This is a genomic window from Allobosea sp. 2KB_26, from assembly GCF_052115715.1.
GTDB lineage: Bacteria > Pseudomonadota > Alphaproteobacteria > Rhizobiales > Beijerinckiaceae > Allobosea.
Map to the genome: position 1 here is coordinate 22319 of NZ_JBFRHE010000012.1, position 19427 is coordinate 41745.

At 60.7% G+C, this 19427-nt stretch carries 18 protein-coding genes and 1 tRNA gene; 9 read left to right on the forward strand and 10 right to left on the reverse strand.

Going from position 1 to position 19427, the window contains the following annotated elements; all coding sequences use genetic code 11:
• Positions 1 to 10 precede the first annotated feature (10 nt).
• Positions 11 to 283: a hypothetical protein gene (locus AB4099_RS25600; protein ID WP_441480134.1), complete on the forward strand. Its 273-nt coding sequence runs from the start codon at positions 11 to 13 to the stop codon at positions 281 to 283.
• A gap of 235 nt (positions 284 to 518) precedes the next feature.
• Here the strand turns inward: AB4099_RS25600 and AB4099_RS25605 are convergent, their stop codons facing one another.
• Positions 519 to 1349, reverse strand: a complete 831-nt coding sequence (locus AB4099_RS25605) for a DUF6602 domain-containing protein (protein WP_441480135.1) — start codon at positions 1347 to 1349, stop codon at positions 519 to 521.
• Positions 1350 to 1492: 143 nt separating this feature from the next.
• Between AB4099_RS25605 and AB4099_RS25610 the strand changes: the two genes are divergently transcribed.
• A complete protein-coding gene (locus tag AB4099_RS25610; protein WP_441480136.1) occupies positions 1493 to 3097 on the forward strand; it encodes a hypothetical protein in 1605 nt (534 codons plus the stop codon).
• A gap of 443 nt (positions 3098 to 3540) precedes the next feature.
• Here the strand turns inward: AB4099_RS25610 and AB4099_RS25615 are convergent, their stop codons facing one another.
• Positions 3541 to 5040, reverse strand: a complete 1500-nt coding sequence (locus AB4099_RS25615) for a hypothetical protein (protein WP_441480137.1) — start codon at positions 5038 to 5040, stop codon at positions 3541 to 3543.
• Positions 5041 to 5045: 5 nt separating this feature from the next.
• Positions 5046 to 6248 carry a site-specific integrase gene (locus AB4099_RS25620; protein WP_441480138.1) on the reverse strand — a complete coding sequence of 401 codons (1203 nt, stop codon included), beginning with the start codon at positions 6246 to 6248 and terminating at the stop codon, positions 5046 to 5048.
• A gap of 125 nt (positions 6249 to 6373) precedes the next feature.
• Here AB4099_RS25620 and AB4099_RS25625 point away from each other — a divergent pair.
• Positions 6374 to 6463: transfer RNA gene (locus AB4099_RS25625), tRNA-Ser, on the forward strand.
• Between the two features lie 194 nt (positions 6464 to 6657).
• Positions 6658 to 6876 (forward strand): hypothetical protein, encoded by a 219-nt coding sequence (locus AB4099_RS25630; protein WP_441480139.1) that lies wholly within the window; start codon positions 6658 to 6660, stop codon positions 6874 to 6876.
• A gap of 438 nt (positions 6877 to 7314) precedes the next feature.
• Here the strand turns inward: AB4099_RS25630 and AB4099_RS25635 are convergent, their stop codons facing one another.
• The 4 genes from AB4099_RS25635 to AB4099_RS25650 form a co-directional block, all read right to left on the reverse strand.
• Complete coding sequence (locus tag AB4099_RS25635) at positions 7315 to 8391, reverse strand: AI-2E family transporter (protein WP_441480140.1); 1077 nt, start codon at positions 8389 to 8391, stop codon at positions 7315 to 7317.
• Between the two features lie 89 nt (positions 8392 to 8480).
• A complete protein-coding gene (locus tag AB4099_RS25640; RefSeq protein ID WP_441480141.1) occupies positions 8481 to 9305 on the reverse strand; it encodes an LssY C-terminal domain-containing protein in 825 nt (274 codons plus the stop codon).
• Between the two features lie 205 nt (positions 9306 to 9510).
• Positions 9511 to 9843, reverse strand: coding sequence for an SMR family transporter (locus AB4099_RS25645; RefSeq protein WP_441480142.1), 333 nt, complete (start codon positions 9841 to 9843; stop codon positions 9511 to 9513).
• A 145-nt stretch (positions 9844 to 9988) separates the two neighbouring features.
• Positions 9989 to 10600 carry a pentapeptide repeat-containing protein gene (locus tag AB4099_RS25650; protein WP_441480143.1) on the reverse strand — a complete coding sequence of 204 codons (612 nt, stop codon included), beginning with the start codon at positions 10598 to 10600 and terminating at the stop codon, positions 9989 to 9991.
• Between the two features lie 283 nt (positions 10601 to 10883).
• Between AB4099_RS25650 and AB4099_RS25655 the strand changes: the two genes are divergently transcribed.
• Positions 10884 to 12029, forward strand: coding sequence for a GGDEF domain-containing protein (locus AB4099_RS25655; RefSeq protein WP_441480144.1), 1146 nt, complete (start codon positions 10884 to 10886; stop codon positions 12027 to 12029).
• Here AB4099_RS25655 and AB4099_RS25660 read toward each other — a convergent pair.
• Positions 12026 to 12247 (reverse strand): hypothetical protein, encoded by a 222-nt coding sequence (locus AB4099_RS25660; RefSeq protein WP_113517628.1) that lies wholly within the window; start codon positions 12245 to 12247, stop codon positions 12026 to 12028. The two genes, AB4099_RS25655 and AB4099_RS25660, sit on opposite strands and share 4 nt — an antisense overlap.
• Before the next feature lie 263 nt (positions 12248 to 12510).
• Here AB4099_RS25660 and AB4099_RS25665 point away from each other — a divergent pair, with 263 nt between their 5' ends.
• Positions 12511 to 13074, forward strand: a complete 564-nt coding sequence (locus AB4099_RS25665) for a PRC-barrel domain-containing protein (RefSeq protein ID WP_441480145.1) — start codon at positions 12511 to 12513, stop codon at positions 13072 to 13074.
• Positions 13075 to 13119: 45 nt separating this feature from the next.
• On the opposite strand, the gene AB4099_RS25670 is transcribed toward AB4099_RS25665, so the two are convergent.
• The gene (locus AB4099_RS25670; protein WP_441480146.1) at positions 13120 to 14676 is read right to left on the reverse strand and encodes an NAD(P)H-hydrate dehydratase; all 1557 of its coding nucleotides are present in this window, start codon (positions 14674 to 14676) and stop codon (positions 13120 to 13122) included.
• A gap of 328 nt (positions 14677 to 15004) precedes the next feature.
• Between AB4099_RS25670 and AB4099_RS25675 the strand changes: the two genes are divergently transcribed.
• Positions 15005 to 15343 (forward strand): P-II family nitrogen regulator, encoded by a 339-nt coding sequence (locus AB4099_RS25675; protein ID WP_113518708.1) that lies wholly within the window; start codon positions 15005 to 15007, stop codon positions 15341 to 15343.
• Positions 15344 to 15438: 95 nt separating this feature from the next.
• Complete coding sequence (glnA, locus tag AB4099_RS25680; protein ID WP_113518709.1) at positions 15439 to 16848, forward strand: type I glutamate--ammonia ligase; 1410 nt, start codon at positions 15439 to 15441, stop codon at positions 16846 to 16848.
• A 114-nt stretch (positions 16849 to 16962) separates the two neighbouring features.
• On the opposite strand, the gene AB4099_RS25685 is transcribed toward glnA, so the two are convergent.
• A complete protein-coding gene (locus tag AB4099_RS25685) occupies positions 16963 to 18330 on the reverse strand; it encodes a TIGR03808 family TAT-translocated repetitive protein (protein WP_441480147.1) in 1368 nt (455 codons plus the stop codon).
• Here AB4099_RS25685 and AB4099_RS25690 point away from each other — a divergent pair.
• Positions 18324 to 19391, forward strand: a complete 1068-nt coding sequence (locus AB4099_RS25690; protein ID WP_162768476.1) for an FkbM family methyltransferase — start codon at positions 18324 to 18326, stop codon at positions 19389 to 19391. The genes AB4099_RS25685 and AB4099_RS25690 overlap by 7 nt on opposite strands.
• Positions 19392 to 19427 lie beyond the last annotated feature (36 nt).

Consider the following 19427-nt stretch of genomic DNA (forward strand, 5'->3'; position numbering starts at 1 on the left):
CCATGTGAATGTGAACGAGCTCTCCCTCGACTGCCCTCAGACCGACTGGGCAGTACCAGAGGAACAGCTTGCCCTGGGCATCCTCACCCTGATGTTCGCGATCATCCTGGCTGCGGTGACGGGTGCACTCGCAGGCGCATTCGTCTGCGGCCGTGTCATGCGAGCGATGCTGCCAAATCTGGTCAGGATGCACGTCGAGCACCTGCTGTCGCAGCCCGAGCCGGAGCAGGCGCCGGCGGAACGCGGTGTCGTCGTCCAGTTTCCTTCGCCGACGCGCCACTAGCGGTTTGTGACTTTCAAGCAATCGCCCGAGAAATCGAGACTCATTTTTGATGAGGGTTTGATGATCCGTTCGCCTCAGCCCATCCGCCGTCGACCTGAGAAGAAGCCGCTCCCAATCTTGCGACCACCGCTCAACGGGTTCGTCCTTCCCAGGCTTAACGAGCCGACGGTCACCAACACCGTGATTGGCTTCATCACGCCGTCTGATCGCTCGGCCCAGCAGGCTGCGTGACGCCTTACAGCGTGCGGTCGGGCTTCATTGGATACGACTGCAGCACAGCGCTGGAGAACTGTATCGCGATACCCCGGCCCAGCTGCTTGCCGTGCAAGTGAAAGATTATCGAGTAGAAGAACCAGAGCAGCATCCGGCCAAGAGGGCTGCCTCCCACGGTAGGGTCCGGCACGTACACGTTCAGCTTTTCGCCGCTCTCCGCGTAGTGCAGCGTGTCCAACTCGAAAAACTCACTCGTCGAGGCGATGAGTTCAGCCTTGTTCAGCAGCACGATGTATTTCGGCGGCTCTATCGATCTGTCAGTGAGCGCAAGTTTAATTTTGTCGTAGTCGGCCTTGTCGGCGTCACCGATGATGAGGAAGGACATCGGATCGTGAAGCTTCTGGTTGCCGGATCCCAACTTGCTGATCGTAGCGCTCCGCATGGCATTGAACGATTTGATGCGGTCGGAGAGCTGCTGAATGTGCTTTTCGATCGTGGATCCTGACGATTTGACCTCGCCGATCACGTATGCTGCCGTGAAAGGGATGTAGTTCGCGCCGTCCTGGCCGACGAACATGGCACTCTTGGCCTCGGAATCCGAGATGATCACATCGATCTGAGGCGTGCAGTTCGACCGCGGATCGAAAAGGTAGCCGTGGTCGATGACGAATGGCGCCGGGATACGACTCCGTAGGAATTCGCGAAACGCCTCCTCAAAAGGAGCTCCAGACCCTGCAATGTTGTAGGTCTTATGGAGGATGCGTCCCTCCTGAACGGCTGTCAGGAGCTTCTTGCCGACAGCTTCGAACACCGCGATCAGGTCGAGCTGACCTGGTTGAGAATCGTCAGACATTCAATGTCCCCCCGAGCGCAAATTCCTCGCCCAGGACGACTGTGGCAACCCCAGCCTACGGCCTTCGTCGCCGGCAGCATCCATGATGGCGGCAGAAGCGCGCCCATGTACTATTCGGAAGCCAGAATCGGATTTGCCCCTTGATGTGTGATCAGACAGAACGTTCCCTCGACAGTGATAAGCTTGGCAACAAGGGGCAGTTAGAGTTTGCTCAGCTTTGCGGCGATGATGGACTAATCTGCAATAATTCGGAATCGAGAGATCGCGCTGGCTGGGACTTTGTCGTCGATTTTCCTCAGCTCCACACCCCTGATCAACTGGTCGACAGTAGGCCAGCGCCGATTTCTGCGCGCTTTCAGCAAAAGACTCTTTGGTCCGATAATCGAACGATCCGCTTCAACCTCGCTAAGCTGGAACAACTTGCAAAGTACCCTGGGCCGTCTTTCATTTTCGTCATCAAGTACGACAACGACCTGAGAAAAACGTCATCCCGGATAATCCCCATACTGGGTGATTTCTTGTCTCGGGTACTCAAGAAGCTTCGGGAGGAGCGAGCCGCCGGGACGTACAACGTCAAGGACACAACGTTTAGCATCACAGCAGACAATGAAGGCGAGGAAATCGAGTCGACGCGCGGGGCGATCAAAAAGGCCATCGAACGACATGTTGGGGATGATATCGGCGCCTATTTCAAGAAGAAGGCGGACCAGCTGGAAAGCTTGGGCTTCGTGGCTGGGGCAAGAGAGCTGAATTTCAGCCTGCTGGTGGATGATAAGGCAGACCTGCCTGACATCATGCTCGGCCTTAAGCCGGTAAGGCTTGCATCCCCTATCAGATCCTTCGAAACCCGATTTGAAACTAAGCTTGAAGATAAGTCATTTGGCCCCGCGACTCAAATAAATTTCATCCCGGTTGCCATCGATCAGTGCACGGTATTGTTCCGAGAAAAGCCCAATTCTGCCGCTGTTTCGCTTCACGGCGAGATGTTCAAGGCGCCGGAATTCCCCGGGTTTCCTCTCGTTATTCTCATTAGAACAGATGTTTTCGATATCAAATTCAAGGCAGAATCTACTTTAAGCACGATAACCTTTAGTTCAATTCAGATAGCGGACGATGAACCTGCATTGACGCCGACTACCTGGCACAAGTTGTTCACGATCGGCGCGATCGTAGGATCGGGCGGAGCCAGGGTCGATATCCGTCCCCGGAAGCGACAAAACGTTAGCATTCCAAGTCTGTCTGCTAACAATGCGATCGACATTGAATCATCAAGGGACAACGCTCGACTTGCAGATAAGCTCGCGAAAATCCTCTCTTTCGCGGGATCTGGAACTGAGCCGAAACTGTCTATTCGACAGCTGTTTAAGCAAGGTGACACAATCGAATACATCTATTCGATAATGAAAGGTGAAAGGATTGAAGCTCCGATTGCGTTAGCCTCCTTTGGCTCCGAAACGGATAACGGCATCCTCGGAAGACTGAAAACCGTCCAGCGAGGGGTCTTTGTCATCTATATCGAAATTGGCGATCGACTTCTTGTTTGCGCCGCAGACGTCGCGACATCCCTCTCCGAAGGCGAGAGGGGTATTGTATTTACGTCAAACGATCCGACCCTTCGCGAGATCGACCTGATACCTCCTGAGGATTACGAGGAGTTCAGCCAGCGCCAGAAGGGTGACGCCATTCTGTTGATTGCATCTGAGCCTCCAAGCTACCTACAGACGGCCCCACTTCAAGAACTCGCGTAGCGGTCCGCCTCATCCACCAAAAGGTCGCTTCTGGCCATTTTTTTTCGTTGAGCGCGCCGGAAATCGCGGCGACGCTAAATGGGTGCTGATCGCTGGCACCTAGCGAATCGAACCCTCTTTATGCGGTCAGCACACCACTCGCGCCACTCAAGCCGGCGGCGCGACGTCCTGGCGCCGGCGGGGCTGGGCACGGTTTCAATCCGAGCCCGAGAAGTGTCCGAGTTTTTGAGCCAGAAAGAAGTCGCTGCCGAGCTGAAGGTCACCCCACGGACGATCCGCCGCTGGATCGCGGCCGGCATGCCCTGCAGCGTCAGGCGCCGCAAAGTGTGTCGCATCAACCTTGCCGCGGCCCGCGCGTGGCTCGCGGACGGCCCGGGCGTCAGCGCTCCCGTAGTGAAGCGGCGCATTGGGCGTCCGCGCAATTTGGATCGCGGGATGGCCGCCTAGGCCATCGGGAAAACCCGATCGAACTCGCCTGGGAATGGCGGCGGCACAGCGGCGATCTGATTTGGGAAGCGTTCGCGGCAGGCGTTGATCATCAGCCAACTCGCGTAGTTCGCTGTCTTCTCCTCCATGAGCGTGCGGATACCGACGGGGCCGAATATGCCGGCAACCCATTCCAGTTCGGCGACCGACATGATCGTCGTTGGTCGCTGATCCAGCAGCTCGACCGGCATGCCGAGCTCGACGAACTTCGCCTCGGTGAGCGCCCGCAGCCGCTTCGGTATGTCGTTGCCGAAGACGAGCCAGTCCTCCAGCGTCACGATCGCGAAGAACACCTTCTTGGCTGGGTCGAAAGCCAATTGCGGATATCGGCCTGCCTCGTAGTCAGCGTAGGTTTTGTGGAGCTGGACGATGGCCGCGACCATCTTCGCCAGGTCGCGCTCCAAGGTAGCTGGGTCTCCTAATGTCTGTTTCGATGGCACGGTGAGGCGAGCGGTTTTGCACTCGACGAAGATGGCTGCGTCGTCGCTGTGAACGATCCAGTCGACCGTGTCCTCCCCACCGGCCGCGGTATTGTAGCGAGCCTCAGGTAGCAGGCTCAGCCCTGTCCCAGCAGTTCGATCCGCGATCACCTCTCCGACATAGGCTTGAAATGACGCGCCATAGTGGTTGGCGAAATCGCGGTTCTTCACCAGGAAGTAGTACAGGCCCTGGGTCATCCGCCAGAACATCAGCGTCGGGATCGGACAGGCGAGTTCGTCCTTACCGCCATGGGAAATCTGGACGAGTGGGAATTCGTGCAGCGGCGAGAACGCGAAGGCGAAAGCGTCGTCGAGAGCGTGCAGAGCTTTCAGCTTCTCGGCGATCGAGACCGAGCGCCGCGCCATCAGGCCGACGAATATGTCGATGTCGGCGCGGGTGAGATCGCGCACTTCGATTGCCGGATTCCTGGCGGCTCTGGGAGCGGTCTGTAAAAGACCCATGAAGAGCAGGCCGATGCGAAGAAACTGCTGAAGTTCGAGACCGGTCTCCTGCCGGAATAGAGACGCGATCGGTGGATGGCCGAAGATTTTGTAGTAGCGGAGATAATTCTCTGCCGAGAACCTCATTATCTGCCACGGGAGTTGCAGATGCAGGATCCGGTTCATCTCCAGGAAGATCTGGTCCGCCTTGTTGAACTCGCCATAAATCTCCTCATTGAGACGCTTGATGTCATTGACGACGGCTCGAAAGTCGGCCCAGCGCTTGAGCGATGCGCCGTTTCGTGAAGCCTCGCCAGCATGGCGAATGACCTCGCGCGCCAAGCGGTCGAGCTCCCATTCGGCCACCATCCCGCGCCGAACCTCGAAGAATTTACGATCTACCTCGATGCCAGCCGGGAATCCGAAATCGTCGTGCTGCAGGTACTGGGCGTAGGCCCAGATGACACCCAGGGCCTCGCGCCGTTCCAGATTGCGGATCTTGGATCGCAAGTCTTGGTAACAGGCTTCGACGGACATTGATTTCAGGCAGCCATCGGCATCGTCATCGAATCCAGCATCTTGTCGACCACGCTGCGATCGCCGCCGGAGCGGAGGAACAGATCGATCATCTTGGATATCTCATCTGTGATGGCGAGCAAGTTCGAGCGCCGGTTCTGCTTCTCCAGGACGACGACCGCGTTGTAGTGCGAGTAGCGCTGGACCATCTCGGTCGTGCTGTGGCCGGTGATCGACATGACCTCGGCCATCGTGAGCCCGGACTCGAACAGCCGCGAAGTGGCTTCGTGGCGCAGGTCGTGGAAATGCAAATCCTTGATCCCCGCCAGTTCCAACGTCTCCTGCCACATCTTGTCGAACCGGCCGAGGCTGATGTCGAACAGCCGATCAACCTGGTTGTTGCCCCCTAGATCGCGCTTGGCGTCCTCCATGAGCGCGTGAAGCTCGTGCGTGACCGGGATGATGCCTACGGTTTTCTCGCTTTTCTTGCCCTTCGGGAACCTGATGACCCGGTTGCCGCAGCCGATCGAGCGGGCGTAAACCTCCTTGAAGCCGAGCACGCGGTCTTTCCGAAGAGCCGTCTCGATCGCGAAGAGCACCGCATGCGTCAGCACGGGTTCCTTCTTGCGGCTAATCTCCAGGATGGCCTCCAGCTCACCCTCCATCAGCCGCCGGTCACGACCAGGTGACGGAGGCGGCAGCTTCGGAAGGGCGACCTTCGGCATCGTGGGATACGTCTCGCGGGCGAAGTTCATCGCCCGGGTGATGACGCCGATCTGATTGTAAAGGGTCGTCCGAGCCGGCTCCTGCTCGTCCTTCTCATAGCGGCGCGCGATCAGCTCGTTGGCGTAGGCATTCAGCCCGCCCGTGTGAACGGCGAGAACTTTCATCGAGGCGATGCGATCTTTGAGGACCAGGTTGACCCGGTTCCGGTCCTTCCTGGCGTTGCTCTCCTTGCTGTGCGTGAGGCCATGCGTGCTGAAGGCCTTCAGAATATCCTCGACGGTCAGATCACGAAGCGCGCTGTTATCGATGTAGCTGCCTGCGTTGATGGCGCTCCGCGTCTTTGCCGCCCAGAGCCTTGCCGCCGCCATCTGGTCCTTCCGAACCGCCGGGGTATCCTTGTGGAGCGGAAAGCTCTCCTGGGCTGTCAATCCCTTGAGTCGAATTCTCACACGAAGTGTGCCAGAAGGCAGGCGCTCAAATCCCGGGTCCAGTTCCTCGGCCATGTCGACTCCAAAAATTCGTGTCCACGAATTGTCCACGAAAGTCTGAAGTCAAAAAAGCGAGTTGGGGGTGCTCATCCACCAAACAGCTTGCAAATACGGGGCTCTCGGGGCATTGAGCGCGGCACGGAAGGGTGGCCGAGTGGTTTAAGGCAGCGGTCTTGAAAACCGCCGTGGGTGCAAGCCCACCGTGGGTTCGAATCCCACCCCTTCCGCCAATACTGCTTGCCAGCCGTTCCTTGCTGCAACGCATTGAAACAGCGAAAATGCGCCCCCCTTCGCGGCTCTAATTTTCGTCGGCTCCCAATTCGCCCCAGCCATACATAGCGATGCAAAGATCTCAGCCTCGGTCGGTGGCTGCGAGTTGAGGAGCGTGCTACCGCCTCGTCAGCGAGGCGGTGGGTGGGCGTCCATGGATTTGAAGGCATTCCAGATCGAAGTGACGTCGGAGGGCGACAGCGCCCGCCAGGTCTTCTTCGTTGCAGCAGAATCAGGCGAGGCCGCCGTCGCACTATTGGCCAATCATTCGGCCTTGCTGCCCAACTTCAAACTGAAGCTGCAGCGCCGCCTGAGCGATGCGGAGATCGATATTCACCAGCTAGGGCCTGGGATGATCGTTCAATGGATGTGAGCGGGCTTGCTCCGCGGCGTATCCCGCGATGGCAGCGCGCTCGATTTCAGCCCAAACCTGTGGCCTAACCGTATATCCGTTCCGGCGGCATGCGCGCATCGGCGGGCGGCTCCGGTCCGCTATCGCGAGATCGGCCTCTGCGATTGTTTGCAAAGGGGTGCGAATCTCTTCGGCAGCTTCTGAATATTCTGCGGAGAGCCGAGCCCGAGCGGCGGCGGCGGCGTAACGTTTCCGCATCGCCCCTGCCGCCCCTCACCCGACATGAAACCAAAGCCGGGTATGAGGTCGGGTACTTTTGCCGCAGAGAAATCCCCTAATCCCAATAGGAACGCATGAAGTAGGCGCGGAAAATCGCGCCGCGCGATTGGGACAGGCCCGGTTCGCTGTCATCGTCGGCGGCAAGCCTCGCCGCCTATCGATCCTCTTCCGGCCTTCTCGTCATTCTGAGCCAGGCCCGTCTGGCGCCTGCTGCCCCGAGCTTGCCAGAGATCGCCGCCACGCGAAGCGCAGGATCACCCCCAGCGATGCCGCAAGTGGTATCGCCAGCAGCACGCCGATGAAGCCGAACAGCCATCCAAAGGCGAACAGCGCGAACATCATCCAGACCGGGTTGAGGTTGACCCGGCGGCCGATGAGGCGCGGCGACAGCACATAATCGGCAAGCATCTCCCCTACGATGAAGATGCCGCCCACGACAGCGACAGGGACCCAGTTCGGCCAGAACTGGGCCATTGCAACGCAGGCCGCCACGAAGAACCCGGTGGCCGCGCCGAAATAGGGGATAAAGCTGATGAGGCCGGCGGTGATCCCGATCACAATGGCATGGTTGAGCCCCGTCATCTTCAGGGCTGTCGCATAAAGCACGGCCAGAACGAGACAGATGACGGCCTGGCCGCGCACGAAGCCAGCGATCGTATCGTGGATTTCGCGCCCAAGCGCCCGAGCATCGTCGCGATACGCCGGGGCAAACCAGCCGTCGACCGTCGCCACCATGCGTTGCCAGTCAATGGCGAGATAGATGGCGATGATCGGCGTCACCACGAGCAGCGAAAGTAGCGAAACCAGGGCCAGCCCACTCGACCACAACGAGCGAAGGAAACCATCCAGCCAGTTGCTGCCCATCGTCTTGGCGAGATCGGCGGAGGATTGCGCGATATGGAGTTCGCCGCCCATGACATTGCGCAGCCAGGGGAGGCTCGCATCGCTCACCAGCGATTGGAGCCGCGCGAGGTAGCGGGGAAACTCCTCAACGAAGAATCTGAGCTCGCCAATGATCGCTGGGAGCATCACCAGGAGAAAGGCAACGAGGCCAGCAACCATGGGCAAGAAGACGGCCAGAGCCGCAAGGGAACGATTCATGCCGAACCGCTCCAATCTGTCGACCACCGGAACAAGCAGATAGGCAAGCAAAGCGCCGACCACAAACGGCAGCAGGATTTGGCGCAACAGCACCAGAGCAACCAGGGCGACCACTGAGACCGCAATCCAGAACCTGGCTGGTTGCGCGATCTTCATCGACGTTCTGCGCACATGGGTTTCAAGCTCGATTCCCGGTTTCGCTCCGCCCGATCCCCGGGCGGAGCGGCGAGAGTACAGCGTTCTCTTCAGTGCACGATCAGGCGGGCGAAGGCGATCTCACCATCGGTCACGTAGTGGTTGACCTGTCCGACCTGCAAACGTGAACCGGATTGGTGCAATACGACGTCACCGATCATCTGCTTTGCCCTCAACTGCGCGACGATGTAGTTGCGCTCCGCATTCGTGTCCGAATCGGTCGCATGGGTCACTTGGAACGTCAGTCGGGTGAGTGATAACCCCGTATCTCGGGTACCCGCACCGACCCATAATACAGGCTGGTCGGTCGCTGGCTTATCGGTATTCAACCAGAAGCTCGCGACCGTCATATCATCCTCGGAATGGGCGAGGCTCAGCGCCCAGAAGCGGATGTGATGGCGCTTGCGCGGGCTGTTGTCGATGGGCTCCTGGAAGCCGATGTCCTGTTTTCGTCCAAAGAGATAGAGGGTGCTGAAGGGAGCGGTCGGATAGGTCGAGTTCAGCAGAAACGCTCGTATCATTCGCCACGAGCTCGCTATCCCCAAGCGATCAGCCGTCGACCAGCCCGCTGCTGCAAACGCATCGCGGAGTTGTTGAAATGTGCCGATGAGGACGAGGTTCACAGGGTCGCCGGGCAGGCCATCTCCGGTGATCGTGTATCGGGGGATCAATCTCCGGTGAAGAACCCTCAGGCCCATTCGAACCACGTTCGGCAGAATGACATAGGCCGCCAAACCGTAGGTCAGACTCGCGGCCAGGATCCATGGCAGCCTGTTGTCCGCCGTATCGAAGATGACGAAGACGATCAGCCACACGCTGACGACGCCCAAACAGAGAACGAGGAATCTCTGAAAAAGGCGCGCGAGTAGTCTCAACGTTCTCTGTCCCGACCGGTGCTGGGTGAAATCGCCATCGCTGTTCGTCGTGGGGATTTGGGCATCCGAACACAAACCACATGAGTGACGGTGCTGTTGGCGGGCAGAAAACCGGTGGTCCCGTCGGATCCCTATCCTAGTGTAAGCTTGGTACTGGCGCTATGGCCGCGGGCCGGCGTGCCAAATCGGACAGGCAGCAAGCGGCTCAATGCCCGCCAGAGGTGGACAGGACGTTCACGACCAGCACGCCCGTCACGATCAGGCCCATTCCGATCACCGCCCAAAGATCGAGCTTCTGGCCGAACGCAAACCACCCCACCGCCGAGATCAGGACGATGCCTGCGCCCGACCAGACGGCATAGGCGACGCCGACAGGCATGCTCTTCAAGGTAAGCGACAGGAAGTAGAACGCGACGCCATATCCGACAGCGACGATGGCGGTGGGCCCGAGTTTCGAAAAACCCTCAGACGCTTTGAGGGCCGAGGTGGCGATGACCTCGGCGACGATCGCAACGGCAAGGGTCAGATAGGCGTTCATGCCTCGCCTAAACATCCTTGTGTGACGCTCTCAAGGCTCCCGATCGAAGGGAGGCCGCAGCAGCCCGCGCGCCGAGGCGCTGGCGACGCGTCCCCCGGGGGCCGTTTGGGCGACGCCTCCCTGAGAGGCCCACGGCGGCCGCCCCCTAAGGCACCTTCAGGCCCAGTTCGGCAAGCAACTGGCCGGCTTGCTGGCGAGAAATCGTTGCGCCGCGAAAGAGTGTGGCGTCAACCAGCCTCAGTCCGCCCAGATCGGCTCCCCGAAGATCGGCCCCCTCGAAGCGCGAGCCATTCAATGCTGCATCCCTCAGACTGCAATCCTCGAAGACAGCGTCCCGAAAATCGCATTTCCTCAGGTCAGACTGGCTGAAATCGATCTTCCTCAGCGTGGTCTTGCGGAAACTGAACGCTGGCAGCTTCGCGCTGACGAGCAGGACCTCCTCGAACCGGCAGTTCAATGCCCTGGCTTCCGACATATCCGCGCCCGTCAATTTGCAGCCAGCGAAGGACGCAGAGACCAATGTCGTTCGGCGCAGAACGGCGTTGTTGAAATCGCCAGATTGAACGCGGGCATCCGATAGATCGGCGCCCATGAAGTCAGCGAAGGCCGCTCGACAGCCGAGCCATTGCACGCGCTCGAGCTTCGTACCTCTCAGCTTCGCGCGCTTGAGGCTGCACCGCTCGAAGAGCCACCCCGACAGGTCGAGCCCCGACAGGTCCGCCTCATCAAGATCGCAAGCGATCACATGATGCGGCATGCGCAGCTCCAAGAGAGCTGCCACATCGGCTCGCTGCAGGGTCCGCTCCGCGACGGACTGAATGGGATCATCAGGCATGCGCTCCCGTAGCAACTGGCCGGGAGATGATCAATTTCAGCACCGTCGGAGCGCGGTCGTAGTCACACGATCTCAGGGCGCGCCGCCTTCCCCAAGGGCCGAGCCAACGAGCCTAGACAGAACATCCGGCGACGGCGAATTGTTTACCCAGGGGCAGTAGACAGCACAGCATCTCGAGCCGGACAGCCTCTACAGTCGAATCATTGTGAACCTCGTACCAACGGCCATTCTGTTTCTGTTCGCGGCAACCTTCTGCGCCGTTTGGCTGGCCGAACGCCGAAGCTGGTATCTGCTCCATTTTGCGCAGGCGTTCCTGGGCTTTGGCCTCGGGATGCTCGTCCAGACAGCACGGACCCCAGCCGATTTCGGGTTGAACACGATGCTGTACGGGATGCTCTATGTTTCCGGCACGCTGAGTTTCGTGACTGGCGTGATGGTGCGCTCCGGCCGGAGCCCATCGCGTTGGTTCCTTGCGATCTGGTTCGCCGCGATCATCGGCGCACTGGGTTATTTCTATTATGTCGACCGCAACCTCATCGTGCGCATTCATATCGTGAGCTTCGGCCTTGGCGGCATCGTCGTCTCAGCCGCCTGGATCATGCGGTCGCTTGCGCGGGGAAGTGCCACGGACAGGGTGATATTCTGGCTGGTTCTGGTGTTTGGCCTGCACTTCTTCCTGCGTACGCTGCTGACGAGCGAACTGGCCGCAGCAACATCCGCCTCGGCGTTCCTGCAATCCGGATTCTGGACCTGGGTGCAGTTCAGCGCCTCGGTCTTCGGGGTCGGGATGGGCCTTGGGCTGCTGCTTGTCATGGGCCTGGATGTGACGGCCCGGCTGCGCAAAGAACGCGATACCGATCCGCTCACGGGGGCGTTGAACCGGCGCGGCCTGCAGGGCCGGTTTCAATCTCTGGGCGCGGAGCGTCACTTTTTGGGGATCAGCATCGTCGCCTGCGATATCGATCATTTCAAGAGCATCAACGACGCCTATGGCCATGCGGCGGGGGACGCCGTGCTGATCACAATCGCAGCCTCCATCCGGGGCGCCGTTCGCAGCAACGATGCCGTCGGTCGCATCGGAGGCGAGGAATTCGTCATCCTGCTCAAGGATACGACGGCAGAGCAAGCCTTCCATTTCGCGGAACGCCTGCGCGGCGAAATGGCGAGGATCTCGTTTCCCAAGCTGCCGCCCGATCGAACCGTGACCTGCAGTTTCGGCATCGCCGAGCTTCGCCGAGGAGAGACGCTCGCACATACGATCGGCCGCGCGGATCAGGCTCTGTACGCCGCCAAGAACGCCGGACGGAATCGTACGCGCACGGCCGCGACGTTGGCGTCAGCGCGATCCTAGGCATCATTGCTGGCATTGAGTTCGTCCAGCTCAAGCCCGTCCTTGTCGTTCGGATCCGGCAACAGCCCCTGCCCCGTCGCCCAGCGCGCCACAATCTCGGCGACAGCCTCTTCACGCGATCGACGTGACTGGATTTCCCGCAGATAGCGATCGAGCGCAGTCAGTTCGGCAGCACTCAGATGGATGGTCAGGGGCGTCCTCGGCTCGGCTGCAGGCATGGCATACTCCCGTGCGCTCACGCAACGGAATGCTCGCCTGGCGGCGGCAATCCGACTCTCGAAGCATGACAGGATCGCGGGGCGCAGCAAGGCGCAACAGCCCTGCAGGCTCCGGCGAAAGTCCCGATGCCCCCCTTCAGGCATGTCCATGCGTCAAGCCCATGGCAATGTCCCGCGTCGAAGAGGAGGGTTTTGGCGAACCAAATCCGGATTCCGACGTTTTCCGCTCAAGCCGCAATTGCGGTTCCTGAATGGAGGAAACGATGTTCAAGCACTCAATCGCGCTGACGGCCGTCGGAGCTGTCATGTTTGCGACGACCGCGTTCTCGCAGACCAGTGCGCCCTCATCGAACGCCCCCTCGGCAGCTCCTTCGGCTCCGGCGCCCGCCGTGGAGCGGCCCAAGCCGCCAGAGAACAATCTCGCAGGCCAGGGCAAGTGGCGGGCGTCCAAGCTGATCGGTGTCGATATCTACGGCTCCGACAAGAAGAAGGTCGGTGATGTGACGGAAGTCCTGTTCGACAAGGCAGGCAAGGTCGAGATGGTGACCGTCGGCGTCGGCGGCTTCCTTGGTATCGGATCGAAGGATGTTGCGATCCCCTTCGAACAGGTAACGTGGAGCGAAGAGCCGATGATGGCTCCTGCTCCGGCCCCCGCCCCTGCCCCCGCCCCCGCCGGAGGGAGCGGCAGCATGAGCGGCCCGGCCACGGCTCCGGCGGCGACTGCACCTATTCCGCGTGGTCCGATGATGTACCCGGACCATGGCGTCATCAGCATGACGAAGGAACAACTGACGGCGGCGCCGGCCGTGACTTATGTCAGCCACTAATTGGCATCCCGGCCCGTCCAACCCGCGGGCCGGTGGCCTCAGATTCTAGTCGCCGGCTAACTGAAGCTGACTGCCCTGTCGCGCGGTCAGCTCGGAGAGATCAGGCAGGATTGCTTCCGGCAGGTCATCCGCGATCAAGCCCCGCCCGAGGCGTTCCCCTGCCTTGCCATGGAGCCAGACGGCAGCGCAGGCGGCCTGGAAGACTGGCATGCCCTGGGCCAGCAGCCCCGCGATGAGGCCAGCCAGGACATCGCCGGAACCCGCCGTCGCCAGGGCCGAACTGCCGGTCATATTGATCGCGGCCGTCCCACCGGGCTCGGCGATGACGCTATCGGGCCCCTTCAGGACGACGACCGCACCGGTGGCCGCCGAAGCGCGGCGCGCCCGTTCGAGCTTGGACGGAGGCGTCATCACATCTGCAGACGAAGCGAAGAGGCGCTCGAACTCCCCTTCGTGCGGCGTCAATACGCAAGCTGCGCCGCCTGGCCTGATCCTGGAGCCGACCGGGGCGGACGCGGTTTCTGCCGCGAGCAAGGTCAGCGCATCCGCATCGAATACCGCTGGGACATTCGAGCGCTGCGCGGCCAGGACGGCTTCGCGAGCTGTTCCGTCAAGCCCGAGCGCGGGTCCGACAAGAACTGCGCCGAGCCGCTTCTCGGCCAGCAGGGTTTCGATATCGGCTGCCGAGGCGACCGCACGCTGGATCAGCGCATCCGGGCCGCGGGCGGCATGAGCGGCAAGCGCTTCGGGCCGGCACGCAATCGTCACCAGGCCGGCGCCGATGCGCAGCGCCGCACGTGCCCCGAGTCGGGGCGCACCGACACCCGCAAGCCCCCCCCCCAGGACGAGCACCGCGCCGCGCTTGTATTTATGGGTATCGACCGCGTGGTGCGGCCACTCGGCGTGCCACAGCGCCGGAGCGTTGCGAAAAGTTCGCGCCTTCAGGGCGCCGTCGCCAAAGGCCACCTCCGCTGTGATGCCGATATCGGCAAGCGTCACCACGCCGCATAACCTGCGCCCGGGATAAAGCAGATGCCCCGGCTTGAGGCGAAAGAAGGTGACCGTCTCATCGGCGTCTATGACCGCTCCATCAGCGCGTCCGGTCTCCCCCGAAACGCCGCTGGGGACATCCACGGCGATCACCGCGGCTTCCGAGGCGTTGACACGTTGCACCACGGCGGCGACGTCGCCGGCCAGCGGCCGATCGAGGCCAGCGCCGAAAAGGGCGTCGACCACGACGGCTGCCCGCTCCGGAGCGGCAGAAGAAATCGGCATGACCTCACCGGTCCAGGCCTGCGCCATTGCAAGAGCATCGCCCCTCAGGGCTTGACGGTCGCCCGATAAGGCAAGCGTCACCGCGAAACCGCGCTCGCGAAGGAGACGGGCTGCGACGAACCCGTCGCCGCCGTTGTTGCCGGGGCCACAGAGAACCAGAATGGGCTGTCCGGGCCGGGCCCGCCGGCTGACGGCATCGGCGACCGCCCTGCCCGCTCGCTCCATCAGGACGGGCCCCGTCGTTCCGGCCGCAATCGCAGCCCCGTCGGCGCGCGCCATCTCGCTTGGGGTCAACAGGGCAAAGGCGATCTCGTCTGCTGTGCTCATCGCGCGATCATCCGGAAGCCGGACGCTCATAGCAAGATCGGGCGCGCGGATCTCGTTTGGCTATCGATTGATCATCTGCATAAATTATGGGCGGAATATCGCCTCATGATGAGGCGATACCTGCCACGCTCCCTCATGGCGAGGCACACGCGCCGATGCTATGAGCACATACGGCGAGTGTTCGTCTGCCACGGCGGAACGCTGAGCCGGCCTCCGAGCCATCGGGAAAAGGCCGATTTTCAGCGCATCGACGATTGGACCGGCAGGCGGTATCGAGGAGCGGACGAATATCCGTTTCCAACCACGCGCAAGGGAGGCCGGTCGGCGCATGAAAAAGATCGAAGCGATCATCAAGCCCTTCAAGCTGGATGAGGTGAAGGAGGCACTGCAGGAAGTCGGGCTGCAGGGCATCACCGTGCTCGAAGCCAAGGGATTCGGCCGCCAGAAGGGCCATACCGAGCTCTATCGCGGCGCCGAATACGTCGTCGACTTCCTGCCGAAGGTGAAGATCGAGATCGTGCTGGCCGACGAGATGGTCGAGAGCGCGATCGAAGCCATCAAGAAGGCCGCTCAAACCGGCCGGATCGGCGATGGCAAGATTTTTGTATCGTCGGTGGAGGGGGCGATCCGCATCCGCACCGGAGAGACCGGCGCGGACGCGATCTGAGGGCTTCATTCCCGAACCCGCGAAATCGGCGTCCGCCGGGCGAATACCCGCGGATCGATGAATGTTGAGAAACTGCTTTCAAGAGGAATGCTGAGATGAAGAGCGCCAAGGACGTCCTCAAGGCGATCAAGGACAACGACGTCAAGTATGTCGACTTCCGCTTCACCGACCCGCGCGGCAAGTGGCAGCACGTTACCTTCGACGTCACCATGATCGACGAGGACATCTTCGCCGAAGGCACGATGTTCGACGGGTCGTCGATTGCCGGCTGGAAGGCGATCAACGAGTCCGACATGCTGTTGATGCCCGATCCGACGACGGCCGTGATGGACCCGTTCTTCTCGGCAGCGACGATGGTGATCACCTGCGACGTGCTCGAGCCTGCGACCGGCGAACCCTATAATCGCGACCCGCGCGGCATCGCCAAGAAGGCCGAAGCCTATCTCAAGTCGACCGGTATCGGCGATACGGTCTATGTCGGTCCGGAAGCCGAATTCTTCGTCTTTGACGACGTCAAGATCTCGGCCGACCCCTATAACACCGGCTTCAAGCTCGATAACGTCGAGCTGCCGATCAACGGCATGACCGATTACGAAGGCGGCAATCTCGGCCACCGCATCGCCACCAAGGGCGGTTACTTCCCCGTCCCCCCGCAGGATTCGGCGCAGGACATGCGCGGCGAGATGCTCGCAGCCATGGCGGCGATGGGCGCCAAGGTCGAGAAGCACCACCACGAGGTCGCCTCCGCCCAGCACGAGCTCGGCCTGAAGTTCGACACGCTGACCCACATGGCCGACACCATGCAGGTCTACAAGTACGCGATCCACAACGTGGCGCAGAGCTACGGCAAGACCGCGACCTTCATGCCGAAGCCGATCTATGGCGATAACGGCTCGGGCATGCACGTCCACCAGTCGATCTGGAAGGCCGGCAAGCCGATCATGGCCGGCAACAAATATGCCGACCTGTCGCAGGAATGCCTCTGGTACATCGGCGGCATCATCAAGCACGCCAAGGCGCTGAACGCCTTCACCAACCCGTCGACGAACTCCTACAAGCGTCTCGTTCCGGGCTATGAGGCTCCGGTGCTGCTGGCCTACTCGGCCCGTAACCGCTCGGCCTCCTGCCGTATTCCGTGGACGACGTCGCCGAAGGCCAAGCGCGTCGAGGTTCGCTTCCCCGATCCGATGGCAAACCCCTATCTCGCCTTTGCCGCACTGCTGATGGCCGGCCTGGACGGCATCGTTAACAAGATCGATCCCGGCCCGGCCATGGACAAGGATCTCTACGACCTGCCGCCGCGCGAGCTGAAGAAGATCCCGACCGTCTGCGGCTCGCTGCGCGAGGCGCTCGAGGCACTGAAGAAGGACAACGCCTTCCTCAAGGCCGGCGGCGTCTTCAACGACGATTTCATCGAGAGCTATATCGAGCTCAAGATGCAGGATGTGGCGCGCTTCGAAATGACGCCGCACCCGGTCGAGTTCGCGATGTACTACTCCTACTGAGAGCTCTGCGCCGGAAACATCCCGGCGCAGTCGCCTTGCTCCCAACCGCGACGGTTCGCGGTCCACCTGAAACGCCGGGGCGGCAACGCCCCGGCTTTTGTTCTGACAGAGCCCTCAGACGTAGCGATTATGCCCGAAGGTGACGCTGCCGACGGCCGTTGCGAGATCATTGCCGTAATCGGCCGTTCCGACGCGATTCATCGTGGTGCCGGTGAAGACGGTCGGCACGATGCCACCGAGGCTGGCACCGTTGACGATGTTCCCGGAGACAACGACCGACCGTCCACTGTTCGTCACAGCTTCGTTCGAGACGCCAATACCGATAGCCGCGTTACGCACCAAATTCCCGGAAACCACGAGCGCGCGTGCAGCCATGTTGATGCCGGCCTGGATGCCCACCCGCGCAGCTCCGTCAATAAGGTTGCCGGAAACCACGCAGTCCTGCTCGACGACGATGCCGTTTCCGATCGTTGAAGGCGGATAGTAGCCGGGATCGGGAATCGGATTGTCGGTGACGTTGGAGATGCGGTTGCCTTCCACGATGACGCTGCGTGAAACGCCGTCGGAGAACTGGCCGGAGTTGGCGACGAGAATGCCGCTACCGACCGTGTCGAGGCTGTTGTTGGAAACGATGCAACCCGTGAGATCAATTCCCGCACCCGGCGCCTCGATGAAGATCGCCGCTTCGCGCGTGTTGTAGATATTGTTGTTGCTGACGTTGTGCAGCCCCCCGCCATTGCAGCGGATGGCGGAGAATTTGACGCTGAAGATCTTGTTGTCGGTGATCGAAACGCCAACGGCTCGGAAGACGCTGACGCCATTGCCGTTCTGCCCAGTCCCGCCGGCAACCGTATCGACGCCGTTGATGAAGTTGCCCGTAATCGTCGAGCTGTCACCGGTGATCGTGTCACGCCAGACCGCGATACCATTGTTCAACATGCCGGTAATGGTGTTGTTCAGCGCCTTGATCTGGGCGTTCTCGCTCCAGATCCCGACGGAATGGTTGCCGAAATAGCAGGACCGGAAGACCGCGCCGGACGAACTCGCGACATAGACTCCAATGCCAGGCGAGTTCATGATCTGGCAGTTATCGAACAGGACGTCCTGGGCATTGCCGGCGATTGCGATGAAGGCCGGGCGCTGAGAGACATAGTCTGTCAAGGCCCGGTTCTGGCCGTCGAAGAAAATCCCCTCGAAGCGAACCTGGTTCTGCCCTTCGATCCGAAGGAACGTATTCGCTCCTGTGAAACGCAGGACGACCGAGCCGGGCATGGCGCGAACCTGCAACGGCTTGCCGCCGCCATTCGTCGTCAGGACCGTCACGGTGCCTGAGTCATAAACACCGGGCTGAAAGAAGAGAGGCCTTCCCTGATTGCGGGCGTAGTCGAATACGGATTGAAGGTCGGTGAATGCAGTCCAGCCGGAACTCGCTGGAGCGGTGCGGGCAACCACAGCGTCGTCGAACAGGGCGTAGGATGGCATCGAATATCTCCATAGCGAACATAACAAGAACGATATGGGTTGATATTCCTATTTTCGTCAAGCGCATCCTGCATAACTCACAATGCCTGAGCGCGGCGGCGGCCAGGGACAACGACGACCGGGCGGCCATTAAGCGTTCGGTAGAGGATTGGGGCTATGCGTCGCGATCCATGCCGTTAGGGGAGATTGCGGCGATGCTGCAGATCAAGGAAGGGCGTCTGACATACGCCGTTCAGCGCGCGCATGACCTTCTGATCAAGAAGATCGTCCCGAGCAGCAGAAAACACCTTCCACCCCACCCTCGGATTGCGGTGATCCCGACGGACTATCTCGGCATCTCGATCATTGGGAATGGAGTGTATGAACGTCGCGAGATCGCGTTCCTCAAGGCCCTCTTCAACGCGAGGAACCTCGGCTCATGCATCTTCCTGGATATCGGCGCGAATATAGGAAATCATTCCATAAACTTCGCAGATTCGTTCGAAGAAGTGATATCGTTCGAACCCAATCCTCCTATCGCCTCGCTGCTAAAGACGAACATCGTGCTTTCGCAAACGGGCAACATTCGTGTTCATGAAATCGGCCTGGGCCAAGCCGACGCCGAGTTGAGGTTTTCCTTGCTTGAGCAGGGAAACGATGGGAGCGGCAGCTTCGCGTCTGGGCAGGGAGACCTTGTGCTGCCTGTCCGCCACGGCGACGCATTCCTTGCTCAACGAGAGCCCGCGATTGCATCGGGCGCGAAGCGGGTCGGGTTTGTCAAATGCGACGTCGAGGGCTTCGAGGCAGATGTCTTCGCGGGCCTGCGGCAAACCTTCTCATCTCATCGCCCGATCGTTGCGTTTGAGAGCAACGACAGGACCGCGGGTGAGAGAGCTTGGGCTGAACTGAAGTCTGCTGGCTACGATACCCTGTCCTGTCTGCGGGAAACCGGAGATGACCGGGGCAAGATTGCCCAGGAGTTGAGCCGACTGACATTCGGCTATTCCTGCTGGCTCGAGGAAGTCGCCAAGGTTCCGATGCGACGCTGCAATCTTGTGGCTAGCTTCGGTTCGCTGATCTGAGGTTCAGCCCGCACACCGGCCGCCCGGGACAAGCCG

Bases quoted from the DNA above. Each gene is read 5' to 3' on its own strand.
- AB4099_RS25660 (WP_113517628.1), bottom strand. From the start codon at position 12,247: ATGCCTGCAGCCGAGCCGAGGACGCCCCTGACCATCCATCTGAGTGCT.
- AB4099_RS25615 (WP_441480137.1), bottom strand. From the start codon at position 5,040: ATGTCCGTCGAAGCCTGTTACCAAGACTTGCGATCCAAGATCCGCAAT.
- AB4099_RS25610 (WP_441480136.1), top strand. From the start codon at position 1,493: ATGTGTGATCAGACAGAACGTTCCCTCGACAGTGATAAGCTTGGCAAC.
- AB4099_RS25670 (WP_441480146.1), bottom strand. From the start codon at position 14,676: ATGAGCACAGCAGACGAGATCGCCTTTGCCCTGTTGACCCCAAGCGAG.
- AB4099_RS25620 (WP_441480138.1), bottom strand. From the start codon at position 6,248: ATGGCCGAGGAACTGGACCCGGGATTTGAGCGCCTGCCTTCTGGCACA.
- AB4099_RS25650 (WP_441480143.1), bottom strand. From the start codon at position 10,600: ATGCCGCATCATGTGATCGCTTGCGATCTTGATGAGGCGGACCTGTCG.
- AB4099_RS25605 (WP_441480135.1), bottom strand. From the start codon at position 1,349: ATGTCTGACGATTCTCAACCAGGTCAGCTCGACCTGATCGCGGTGTTC.
- AB4099_RS25665 (WP_441480145.1), top strand. From the start codon at position 12,511: ATGTTCAAGCACTCAATCGCGCTGACGGCCGTCGGAGCTGTCATGTTT.
- AB4099_RS25635 (WP_441480140.1), bottom strand. From the start codon at position 8,391: ATGAAGATCGCGCAACCAGCCAGGTTCTGGATTGCGGTCTCAGTGGTC.
- glnA (WP_113518709.1), top strand. From the start codon at position 15,439: ATGAAGAGCGCCAAGGACGTCCTCAAGGCGATCAAGGACAACGACGTC.
- AB4099_RS25675 (WP_113518708.1), top strand. From the start codon at position 15,005: ATGAAAAAGATCGAAGCGATCATCAAGCCCTTCAAGCTGGATGAGGTG.
- AB4099_RS25630 (WP_441480139.1), top strand. From the start codon at position 6,658: ATGGATTTGAAGGCATTCCAGATCGAAGTGACGTCGGAGGGCGACAGC.
- AB4099_RS25685 (WP_441480147.1), bottom strand. From the start codon at position 18,330: ATGCCATCCTACGCCCTGTTCGACGACGCTGTGGTTGCCCGCACCGCT.
- AB4099_RS25690 (WP_162768476.1), top strand. From the start codon at position 18,324: ATGGCATCGAATATCTCCATAGCGAACATAACAAGAACGATATGGGTT.
- AB4099_RS25645 (WP_441480142.1), bottom strand. From the start codon at position 9,843: ATGAACGCCTATCTGACCCTTGCCGTTGCGATCGTCGCCGAGGTCATC.